The organism is Mycobacterium sp. (assembly GCF_019243155.1).
In the GTDB taxonomy this organism is placed as follows: domain Bacteria; phylum Actinomycetota; class Actinomycetes; order Mycobacteriales; family Mycobacteriaceae; genus Mycobacterium.
The window spans coordinates 1-10,809 of the sequence record NZ_JAFAUS010000318.1; the positions used below are offsets into that span (position 1 = coordinate 1).

9 protein-coding genes are annotated in these 10,809 nt (G+C 67.0%); all 9 read right to left on the minus strand.

Features of this window, described 5'->3' with window-relative positions; translation table 11 throughout:
- On the minus strand, positions 1 to 254 hold a 254-nt coding region (locus JOZ00_RS16165), incomplete at its 3' end, for an EsaB/YukD family protein (protein ID WP_293345288.1).
- An 86-nt stretch (positions 255 to 340) separates the two neighbouring features.
- The gene (locus JOZ00_RS16170) at positions 341 to 1,231 is read right to left on the minus strand and encodes an ESX secretion-associated protein EspG (RefSeq protein ID WP_293345272.1); all 891 of its coding nucleotides are present in this window, start codon (positions 1,229 to 1,231) and stop codon (positions 341 to 343) included.
- A 12-nt stretch (positions 1,232 to 1,243) separates the two neighbouring features.
- The gene (locus JOZ00_RS16175; protein ID WP_293345274.1) at positions 1,244 to 1,534 is read right to left on the minus strand and encodes a WXG100 family type VII secretion target; all 291 of its coding nucleotides are present in this window, start codon (positions 1,532 to 1,534) and stop codon (positions 1,244 to 1,246) included.
- A gap of 42 nt (positions 1,535 to 1,576) precedes the next feature.
- Entirely contained in the window at positions 1,577 to 1,870 is a 294-nt protein-coding gene (gene esxG / locus JOZ00_RS16180) for a type VII secretion system protein EsxG (protein WP_293345276.1), read from the minus strand.
- Positions 1,871 to 1,945: 75 nt separating this feature from the next.
- Positions 1,946 to 3,433 (minus strand): PPE family protein, encoded by a 1,488-nt coding sequence (locus JOZ00_RS16185; protein ID WP_293345278.1) that lies wholly within the window; start codon positions 3,431 to 3,433, stop codon positions 1,946 to 1,948.
- A 2-nt stretch (positions 3,434 to 3,435) separates the two neighbouring features.
- The gene (locus JOZ00_RS16190; protein ID WP_293345280.1) at positions 3,436 to 3,750 is read right to left on the minus strand and encodes a PE family protein; all 315 of its coding nucleotides are present in this window, start codon (positions 3,748 to 3,750) and stop codon (positions 3,436 to 3,438) included.
- 3 nt (positions 3,751 to 3,753) lie between these two features.
- Entirely contained in the window at positions 3,754 to 7,731 is a 3,978-nt protein-coding gene (eccCa, locus tag JOZ00_RS16195; protein ID WP_293345282.1) for a type VII secretion protein EccCa, read from the minus strand.
- Positions 7,728 to 9,344 carry a type VII secretion protein EccB gene (gene eccB / locus JOZ00_RS16200; protein ID WP_293345284.1) on the minus strand — a complete coding sequence of 539 codons (1,617 nt, stop codon included), beginning with the start codon at positions 9,342 to 9,344 and terminating at the stop codon, positions 7,728 to 7,730. The genes eccCa and eccB overlap by 4 nt, the downstream gene beginning before the upstream one ends.
- The coding region (eccA, locus tag JOZ00_RS16205) for a type VII secretion AAA-ATPase EccA (protein ID WP_293345286.1) at positions 9,341 to 10,809 on the minus strand (1,469 nt) is incomplete at its 5' end. The genes eccB and eccA, both read right to left, overlap by 4 nt.

The window sequence follows — 10,809 nt, forward strand, 5'->3', positions numbered from 1 at the left end:
ACGACCCCGACGGTGTCCAGGCTGGCGTCCAGACTGAACGGCGCTCCCCCGATGGGGGCCAGGCTCAGTTGGGTCGCCGCGCCGATCTCGGCGCTTCCCCGGGCCTGCGCGCCGTCGTCAGAGTCGCCGTTTGTCGCCTGGGGCACCACCAAACGCTGTACAGCGGGCAGGATTTCACGCAGCGGCAACTCGGCGGGCAACGCCATTTCCGTCAGCCTGCTGTCCGCGAGGATTGCGACGCGGACGATCGGCATGACGGCGCCGGACGTCACGAGACCCTCGAAGGATGCTGGGGCCGTACCTGGAACATCGTGCTCTCTTCTCTATTTTGGGGATTCGGTTATGAGGGTTGGGCGGAGAAATCTCGGGCCAGCCGGTGGCTTGCGAACCATCCGGCGTCCGGCAGTAAGGCGGTCAGTTGTTCGATCGCCACCGCGATTGCGAAGGGCGTGCCGGGGGCGAACGTGGAGACCCATTCCCCGTCGAACGCGCGGGACGGGCTGACCAGTACGCGTCCCGCTGCTGTGTCGACGATGCTCATCCCCACCTCGGTGGTGGCGTGCTGGCCGTCGCGGTGACAGCCGGCGACGATCTCGACGTAGCTGCGCGGGCCGTTGAACACCGCCTCCACCACGGGCCGTGCCGACTGCGGGATGCCCAGGTAGCCAAGGACTTCGGAGAGCGGAGCGCCGGAACGCAACCGCTCGTCAGCCCGGGCGCCGACCCGCATCGGCATGCTGAACTCTTCGAATCGGGCCGGTGCCCGTTGCGCCAGCCCGACGCCGAGGACCGGTACCAGCGCGCGGGGATCGTCGATGTCCATCGCGGTGAACGTGATGAGCTGGGCGCTGCGCAAGGCGACCACCGTCTTGGCCGGCCCGCCATTGCTCCCGCTGCGCTGCGCAACGACGCCGCGCAGAAGTTCGCCTTTTTCGCCGGCTTCACCGGTGCTCGCGGTGGGGCCCACGTAACGCAAGTCCAGCCAGCGCTCCGGGAAGCAGACCGCTCTGATCCAGTCGGCCACAGCGGGGTTGACGACCCCGCGCTCGGACACGAGGCCCATCTGGGTCAGGTCGGCCTTCTGACGGTCGAGGAACGCGTTGCGCTGCGCGGCATCGTTGTAGGGCGAGGTGATCGCGAGCACCCACGGAAAGCTGCCCGCCCCAATGGTTTCCGCGATGAACCACGCATGCTCGACCGTCAGCTCGACGGCGTTGGGTTCAGCACTCATCTAGCGAGGAGACTAACCGCCCCATTTGGCGGCTTCGGCCTGGTCGCGGGCGAGCATCGACATGGTGTTGGCTTCGTGCGTGCTGGCCATCGCCTGGTAGGACCGCACCAGGCTTTCCATGGCCTGGTTCCACTGTGCCTGCCACGCCTGGTAGGTCATACCGGTGTCACCCTGCCAGGCGTTGGACAGCGTGGCCTGCTCAGTGGCGATGTCGGCACCCAGCCCCTGCAACGTGCCGGCGTAGCCCGACATGTCCGCGGCGTGGTTCAACATCGCCGGGTAGTTGTACATGATCTGTGACATCACAAGTCCTTTCGCGATAATGGGCGTCGAAAAGCGGAGGTATCAGAAACCGGTGTAACCGGACGCAGCAGCGGCATCGGCGGCGACATAGGTGCCCGCGGCGTCCCCGAGGTTGGCCTGAGCGATGTCCAGCAGGGTGTTGACCCGCGCGGCGGCCTCAACGAAGCGGGCGTGCGCGGCCTGGAACGCCGCCGACGATTCACCCTGGTGGTACGCCTGCGCCGACATCGCTTCCTGCTCGGCCTGGCTGATCGTGCTCCGCATCAGCCCCGACTTGGCGCTGAACGCCGACTGCGCGGCGACCAGCTGGGGAATGTGAGCGTCCAACATGCTCATGGTGCTTCCTTTCTGTTAGATGTCTTCTTCTCTTGCTTGAGGTTTCGGTGATCGACATGCATCGTGGTGACTGTCTTATCCCCCTTCTTGCGCCGGACCCGCTGGGCTGTGCGGATCGTGTTCCCAAGTTCCGGGCACCATTGGCATCCGCGGGCCGCCGCCGAACTCGTCGTCGGCCAGCTTGGTCAACCCGGTCACCTGGAAAGCTTTCTTCTTCTGAGTGGTTCCGGCGAAACCCAGCCGTCCGGCTCCATTCGCGGACGCCGCCGCGGCCAGTAGCTCCTCGTTGCCCCACTCCGGCGGAACACCGATGTCGGATTCCATGTCCGCGAACTCGTCGGCGTGGTCGTACATCGCTGCCCGCCTGCGTCGCCGCGCCCTCGCCTCGGCCCGAAGCGGCGCCGCAGCGCCGGCCGCCGGGATCGTCGCCGCCGGCGCCTTCACGCCGCCCCGACCACTCAGCGTCGGCCCGAGACCGGCATCGGGATCACCGCCGACGGCGACCAGGTAACCGAAAGTGCTTGCCGCCGGAGCGGGTGCCGGCGCGGAGGCCGCACCCGAACCAGCGGCAACCGTAGACGCCGGGGCCCCAACCGGACTCGTCATCGCCGGAGCCATGGCGACCGCCGGCAACATGGACGGCTTGTTCGACGCGAGGACCGGCACGACGGGCGGCACGACCGCCTCTGGCGCGGTATCTGCGGGTGCGTCGAAGAACGAAGCCAAGCCGATGCCGAGAATCAACGGGATGAGCAACGGTGCGGTCAAAATCGCGCCCCACGTCGGCCAGCCGACGGCGTTGAAGAACACCTGGTAGGCGACGAAGAACAGCAGGGGGCCGTTGGCCGCCAGGAAGGCGGGCAGGTTGTTCATGAAATTCTGAATGATCTGCGACAAATCCTGCAGCAGCTTTTGGATCTGCTGCAGCAGGTCCTGCAGCCAGTTTCCGGAACCGGAGCCCTGCTGCGCAGCGTTCAGCGTGGCGTTTTCGGCCTCACCGCCCGGCCGGACGATCGACGGCGACGGGGCCGTGCGCGGCGCCGCGGCGAGCGCCACCCCCGAGACCGTCTGATAGGTGCCCATGGTGGTGGCCGCTTGGACCCACATCCGCGCATAGTCAGCTTCGTTGACCGCGATCGGAATCGTATTGATACCAAAGAAATTGGTCGCCAGCAACACCCCGTGAACGGTGTGGTTGACGGCGAGCTCGGGCAGCGTAGGCATCGCTGTCAACGCCGCGGTGTAGGCCGTGGCCGTGACCTCGTGCTGCGCGGCAATGCCCGCGCTATCGGCACTGGCCTGTTGCAGCCACGCCAGATACGGCAGATGGGCCGCCACATACTGCTCGGCGCTGGGACCCTCCCACGCCCCTGCCTGCGCCGACACCAAGAGCCCACTGAGTTCGGCTGCCGCCGAGGCGTATTGGGCGCTGAGCGAGGACCAGGCGCCGGCGGCCGCCAAAAGCGGTCCCGGTCCCGGCCCGGCGCTCAGCAACGCCGAATGCACCTCCGGTGGCGAAGCCATCCAGATGACGGCCCCTACGGGGCCCAGTGGGCTGGTCATTGTCAGGCCCGCGCGATCCCGGGCGCGTACGAAGCGGCGGCAGCGGTGTCTTGCGCCTGATAGCTCACGCCGCCCTCGCCAACGCCAACGCCCGCGCGGCCCAACTCTTCAACGCCTTGGGCGGCGACGGCGGTGTGCTCCTGGCCCTGCGCACTGAAACCGACGGCCGTTTGCAGCGATACCGGATCCACCGCAGGCGGTACGACGGCGGTAATCGCCGGAGCCGCCGCCGCATGCGCGGCCGCCAGCCGCGCCGTCAGCGCCTCCACGGCGACGCTAGTCGCTGCCAGACCCTCGGGAACCACTCGCAACGTCATGGCCTACTCCTCTCGTAATCCTTCTATTCCCAGTTCACTTGCCATCACGGACTCCCCCAGCATGGGGTTGACCAACTGCACGTACTCCGGAGTATCGGTGTCCCCCAACAAGATCCCGCGTCCGGCAGGCAAACGGCCGAATCGTTGACCCCGGATCTTTCCGCTGTCTTGCGGATTGCCGGCCAGCATCAATGTGGTTGCCTGCAAGTCATTGAACCGGCGCAGTAACGGGCTCGTCATCAACAGGTGCCCCGATCCGGTGGCGCGCGCCGTGACGATCACCCGCAGCCCCAAATCGGCTGCCTGCGAGAGGATTCCGATCAGCGGAGTCCATGGCCGCTGACCGACGTATGGACCGCTCATCGCCGGCGAGTCCGGTATCTGGTCCACGTCGTCGATGATCAGGTAGTGGGTGTGGCCCACGTAGCTCCAGCGGGACAGGTCGGCGGCCGACAAGCCGGCGGGCGGGCGCCGCCCTTCGATGAGGTTGGCCAGCCCCAGCATCGCGGGGGTGATCCGGTCGATGTTCGCCGTGTACTCGTTATCGGGGAACAGCGGCTCGTCGACCAGGTGCAGGCGCCGGTCCAGCACGGTGAACGCGACGCTCTCGGCCGTGGAGTTCTCGCGGACGGTTCGGATGATATGGCGCAGCAGCGTGGTCTTTCCAGACTTGCTGTCGCCGAACACCATCAGCAACGGCTCCTCGGCGAAGTTGAGCACGACCGGCGCGAGATCCTCTTCGCGTTGCCCGATGACCACCTGCTCGGGGCCGCGATACAACGCACCGACGGCCGCCGGGGCCAGATTGGTCGGCAGCAGCCGCACCGGCGGCGCCGTCATGTCCGGGTAACGCGCGTTGATCGCTGCCACCTGGTCCAATTCCGGTGCTGCAAAAAGGAAGTGCTCGGCGGCCATCGTCAACCCACGGCCTGGCTGGTCGTGCGGCACCGCTTCCGCGGGACGGCGCAGCGCGCCGACGACCCGCACATTGCTGTCGCGCGGATCGTGCAGCTTGAGCTCCAGACGCAGCCCGAGGCCGTCGCGCATGGCCAGCGGTACCTCGAGCCAGCTCGGCGTCGTGATGACGACGTGGATGCCGTATGCAAGGCCGACGTTCACCAGCTCACTCACCCTGGCCAACAGCGGGTTTCGCGTGTTGAACTGGTCGGTGTTGTCGCGGCCGAAGGCGTAGAGGTTGTCGATGACCAGGAATACCTCGCCGAAACCGTCGTCGGGGGCGGCGCCGTGCTTGTCCCGGAACATCTCTCGCCGCTGCCGGGACAGCAGCAACTGCTCCAGCTCACCGAAGGTGCGCCGAATACGTTCGGGTTCCAGCGCCGAAGCGACGCTGCCGACGTGCGCCAGGCCTTCGAGCGCCCTCAGCTTTCCGCCGCCGTAGTCCAGGCAGTAGAACGTCACATCGCGTGGCGAATGCAGGCTGGCGGCCGACAGGATGAAGGTCTGCAGTGCGGTCGATTTCCCGGACTTCGGGCCACCATGGATGACCATGTTGCCGGCCGACGAGGTGGCATCGAAGACCAGTGGGTCGCGGCGCATGTCGAACGGCTTGTCGATCTCGCCGAGCGGCCACTGCCACTGCCGCTGCGGCACCCCGGCGCGAGCGAGCACTGACGTCAGCGGGATCGGTTGGTCCAGCGGCGGCAGCCACAGCTGCGGCGCCTGCGGTCCGTAACTCGCCAACTGGTCGCCGATGGTCGCGATCAGCTTGCGCGGCGGACCGGTCAGCTCGTCGTCCTCGGGGCCGGAGATCAGCCCGTCCTGATCCGGCTCGACCCGTCCGGCGGTGAACAGCTTCGGCTCCGGGACCGACTGCATCACAAAGGCCTTCGTCGTCTGCGGCGGCTCGTAGATGCCGTCGACGTAGGTGCTGCGGAACTTGATAGGCGTCGCGCCCGGGGCGGGTACGAGGAAACCCACGCCCTTATGCTCTTTACCGGACTCGATGTGATAAGCGTCCTCCACCCCGATGATCTGGCGGGAAACGCTGGGACTAGCCACCTTCAACCCGATGCGATACGAGGTGTTCTTGTCGATGTCCTTGATCTTGCCGACGTCCAGCGTCTGCGAGGCGAACAGGATGTGGATCCGGAACGAGCGACCCTTACGCGCGACGTAGTCGAACAACTCCGCGTATTCGGGGTAATCGGCCAGCATCAAGGTGAACTCGTCGGCGACCACGAACAGCGTCGGGATCGGCGGCAACTCATGCCCGGCCGCGATGGCGGCTTCGTACTCCACCACCGAGTTGAAGGCGCTCCCCTGAACGCGGCGGCCGGCCTCACGCAGCAGTATCTCTCGGCGCGCCACCTCCCCGCGCAGGGTGTCCGCGAACCGGTCGGCGAGCGACTTCTTCTCGGCCATGTTGGAGATCACCGCGACGACCTGCGGGAAATGCCGGAAGCTGTCGGCGCCGGCCTCGCCCTTGAAGTCCGCATAGATGACGATCAGGCGGTCGGCCGAATGAGTTGTCAATAGCGACAACAGAATCGACATCAGGGTCTGGGACTTACCCGAACCCGTCATACCGATCATCAGACCGTGCGGGCCCATCCCGCCTTCGGCTTCGTCCTTAAGGTCGAAGTACAGCGGCTCACCGGTCGCGGTGACACCGATCGGAACGCGCAACTCGTCTTCGCGGCGGCGCGGCGCCCACAGGGTGGGGACATCCAGCTCCGACGCGTTCGGAATGCCAAGCAGCGTGCCGAAAGTGGCGCCGCGGGTGGCCGCCGACCGCAGCCCGGCATGCGTCGGGTTGGAGTCCCAACGCGACAGCAGCCGCGCCAGGTGGGCCGCCTCGTCCGCGCCGAACTGGTCGGCGTTGTCGATGTAGGCTTGCCAGCCACCGGTCTGCCAGCGCTCGATGGCGCCCCGTGAAATCCGCAGGATCGGCTTCTCCGGATCCGAATACTGTTCGCGGTGCGGCGGTGTGGCGATGCGGTGGACCACGGTGATGCCCGCCCGGCCCAGCGCCAGGGTGGACGCGTTCAGGTCGATCTCCGGGTCGTCGACGACGATCAGCAGGTGCTTGAGCGCGTCGGCCGGTTCGCCGTTGAAAGCCGGGCGGTCAACGAGCGCCGACCCCAGCTGAGCGACCAGATCGTCGATGTTGGCCGACAGGAACCGAGCCGGGCCTACGCCGTCGAGCTCACCGGGAACGTCGATGTGCGGCAACCACTTCAGCCATGACCAGTCGGGGCTTTCCACGTCGCGGGTGACCAGTGCCACCCCCAACACCGTCGGGTCGTGCCACGTGACGGCCTGCGCAACCCACGCGCGCAACGCCGCCCGCACCTCATCGGCCTCGCCCAGGACGCTGATCCGCGAGACCTTAGTCAGATCGATTCCGGTCGGCACGTCTCGGACGATGCGGTGGGTGTCGAGCAGGCTGCGTAATGCGCTGTGCGACACCGGTTCCAGGTCGACTTCGTCCGCGGCGTCGTTGACCCGCAGCGCCGTGGCCAGGGGCACCTCGTGGCGCCCTGCCCGCAGGACCAAGAAGTCGGGGTCGTGCGGGTCACGCTCCCACTGACGGCGGGATCCCGGCACAGCGGCCAGAGCCGCCGGCTCGGGATGGGACCACTGTGCGGCGGCCCGTTGCTGGGCGGCCTGCGTTCGGATGTTGTCGCGGACCACCGACAGGTAGCGCAAGTAGTCGGCGCGTTCGGCGTCGACCTCCTCGGTCCGCGTCTTGTTGTCATTGCCGCGATACATCGCGGTCGCCGCCAACAGCAACACGAACGGGAAGAACAGCGTCTGCGGCGAGATCAGCCGCATCCCGGTGGCGAACAGGGCAACCACCATGCCGACGATCAGGATCACCAGCACGTAGGGCATGGCCCGGCGCAGGAACGACGGCGGTATCACCCGTGGCAACTCGGGCGGCGCCTCGATGGTGATGGTTCCCTTGCGGGAAACCGGTGGCGCCAGCCTGCGGCGGGCTTCGAAGATAAGTCGGCTCATCGGGGCGCTCCCTCAGCTGATGCCACGCGGCCGGGCTTGTTGTCGGGCGCCAACCCGTCATGTGCCAGCAGCGCGTCGGCGCGCGATAATGTCGGGCCGTTCGCGAACAGCGACAGCACCGACCACGGAATGGGGGTGGCGGGCTCGCTCAAGCCAAGGGCCTCAACGGTTTTCCCGTGCCCGGCAGCCGAGCTCTCGGCCTCGTTGTCGATGCCGTAGCGAACCCCGGTGTCGGAGACCCAGAACAGCGAGCCAACGGCCGGTGAGCCCGGGCCAGAACCCACGGTCTGGGCGAAATAACCGGTGCCCGGCGCCAATGCGACGCGCGTGGCCATTCCCGGGGAGCTACCACCGACCAGGTCGACGGTATGGATCGACTCCGGAATCGGTAGTCCCGATCCGGCCAACAGGCTCAGTGAGCTCGTGGCGGCCCCGGCGGGCTTGCTCCAATACGCGCACGCGACAGGGTCTTTGGCCGCGTCAACCAGCGAGACCTGCTCGTCCGGATAGCGCGCGGTGTCCAGCATCTTCGACACCGGCAGCTTGGCCACCGCATCGGCACCCAGCCGTGGGGGTTGGTCCAGGCCATAGGAATTGGTGTTACGCAGCATCGCGGCCAGCACCGGAGAGATGGGCTGCAGGCCGTCGGGCAACACAGCGTAGTAACGCGCGGCACCCGAGGAGTTCTGGTCCAGTGTGTAGGACACCACGACCGCCCCGATCGGGGCAGGCACGCTGAAGCCTGCGGGGGCTCCGGCGTTCGGGATGGCAGGCGCGGCCAGCGGCGGGCCTTCGGGAATCGCGTTGAACAATCCTAAGGCGATGGGCCGCGGCGCCGGCACCTCAGAGTTGTTCAATCCCAACCCGAGTGCGTTCGTGACGGCGTGGTCGGACAGGTTGATCTCGCTACGCCTGCCGTCCCACAGCAGCCAGGTGCTGCTGCCCTTCTCGGTGGTGGAGTCGACCAGGACCGCCTGCTTGGAAGCCAGCGTCGCCGCCCGGGCACCGCTGCTGTCCGGCCGGCCCGCGAGCACCGTGACGCCGGTGCTGTGCACCGAGCGTGACGTCCCGCTGACGCCGTCGCACACCGTCCAGTTCGCGTCGTGCGAGGTGTTCTGCACCATGCGTTCCGGCGCGCCAGGAATGCCGATCAGGTTGCCTCGCGGAAACCGGTCCAGCTCACTGCTTTTCACGGTCGTGGGGTTGACCGGCTTGCCGGTGATCAGCCGGGCCGAGGTCAAGTTGAGCACCGGGTGCAGGTCGTCGCCCACCCGCACATACAGCGCGGCGGTTGACCGATCGGCGAGCACCGCGTTGGTCCCCGCCGATCCACTGGGCCGGATCAGCGAGAAGATGAAGCAGCCCGCGACGCCGGTGACCAGCAGGACCACGCCCATCAACACCGCACGCGACTGGGTGCGCAGCGGATCGACCAGCATCCTGGTGTCGTGCAAGGCAATTCCGGAGGCGATGCGCCGCATCACGAATCGCCAGCCGGTGACCTGATGGCGGGTGACGAAACCGCGGCGGTACTCCACCTTGTCGGGGTTGTCGTTGACCGGCGTCCGCGACACGAAGGAACGACGTTCGTCCTGCGGCTGGTTGTCGGTCATGCCGGCTCCCGCAAACCGAGCCCCTGCAGCAGCGGCTCCACTGAATTGCCTACATCCGAAGCGGTTATCGTGACCAGCTCCTCATCGGTGAACTCCCCGGTTGCTGCGTGCTCGGAGTGGTCCAATCGGAATTCGCGTTCCTCTTCGGACTTTTCGACCACGTTACGAACGAATCGGCCGTTACCGGCGATATCCAGGCCACGGCGTTCGACCCCCGCCGCGTCCGGCTTCGATACCTCGGCCAGGTGTGCGAACAACGCCTCGAGGTCGTGCAGCGCTCCCTGGTCGAATGCGCTGTCGCGCTTGGCGGCCATGAAGTTGGCGATCTCGATCAGCTCGAGCGGCTTGTACGACGGGAAGTCGATGCTGCGGGTGAAGCGGGATCGCAGACCCTGGTTGGTGTCGAGGAACCGATCCAGGTCGGCGCGGTACCCCGCGACGATCACCACCAGCCGGTCGCGGTCGTTCTCCATCCGGGCCAGCAGGGTGTCGATGGCGACCAGGCCGAAGTCGTTCTTGGCGCCCGTGGCGACCAGTGAATAGGCCTCATCGAGGAACAGGACGCCGTCCAGCGCGCTGTCGATGATGGCGTTGGTCTTGGCCTCGGTCTCACCGATGTGCTGACCGATGAGATCGGCGCGGTGCACCTCTTTGATGTTTTCCTTCTTCAAAAGGCCAAGGCCGCAATAGATCTTGGCGACCACGCGGGCGATCGTCGTCTTGCCGGTCCCGGGCGGTCCGGTGAAGACCAGGTGGTGGGTGCGCTGGGCAACCTCGAGCCCACGCTGCTTACGCACCAGCTCCATGGCGACCGCACTCTTGAGCCGGGCGACCTGGTCTTTGACCTTGTCCAGGCCGATGAATTCGTCGAGCTCGCGCTCGGCCTCCGCCAGCAGGACACGCTTGCGCTCCTGGGCGCCGGGGTCCACGAAATCCCCTGGGCTGGGCTCGGTTTCGGGGTCCCAAGGGTCGATGCGAGCGTCGATGCGAGCGGCCGTGGTGGTCACGATCCCGAAGCTGGTGTCGGACAGGGCCTCTTGGACTTGTTCGTTCTCGGGATGGGCGGCGTACAAGTCCTGCAGCACTTCGCTCGCCGAGTCCTCGTCGACGTGGGCCCGCAGCACCAGAGCCTTGGCGAGCGCGCCGTCGGTGGCCGCCACCTCGACGGGGCCGTCCGGCTCCTCGAGATATGACAGCGCCGGGGCGAACATGCCCAGCCGGGCCAGCGCGATGCCCAGGGTGATCTTGGCCGCATGCGAGAAGGCCGCGTCGAGATCCGAGTCGTTGACGATCGGGGTCAGCAGCTTGACGACGTCCGACCAGCGCTCGGCGCCGTAGTTGATGACGACGGCCACCCAGCGAGCCTCGCGCCAGTTCGGTCGGCGGGCGGTCAGGCCGGTGACGATCTGATCGGCGTCGGCAAACCGTCCTGCCGTCGCCAAGGCCGCCGCGTAGGCGAGATGGA

Coding starts and splice junctions, on each gene's coding strand:
- JOZ00_RS16170 (WP_293345272.1), bottom strand. CDS start 1,231: ATGAGTGCTGAACCCAACGCCGTCGAGCTGACGGTCGAGCATGCGTGG.
- JOZ00_RS16175 (WP_293345274.1), bottom strand. CDS start 1,534: ATGTCACAGATCATGTACAACTACCCGGCGATGTTGAACCACGCCGCG.
- esxG (WP_293345276.1), bottom strand. CDS start 1,870: ATGAGCATGTTGGACGCTCACATTCCCCAGCTGGTCGCCGCGCAGTCG.
- JOZ00_RS16185 (WP_293345278.1), bottom strand. CDS start 3,433: ATGACCAGCCCACTGGGCCCCGTAGGGGCCGTCATCTGGATGGCTTCG.
- JOZ00_RS16190 (WP_293345280.1), bottom strand. CDS start 3,750: ATGACGTTGCGAGTGGTTCCCGAGGGTCTGGCAGCGACTAGCGTCGCC.
- eccCa (WP_293345282.1), bottom strand. CDS start 7,731: ATGAGCCGACTTATCTTCGAAGCCCGCCGCAGGCTGGCGCCACCGGTT.
- eccB (WP_293345284.1), bottom strand. CDS start 9,344: ATGACCGACAACCAGCCGCAGGACGAACGTCGTTCCTTCGTGTCGCGG.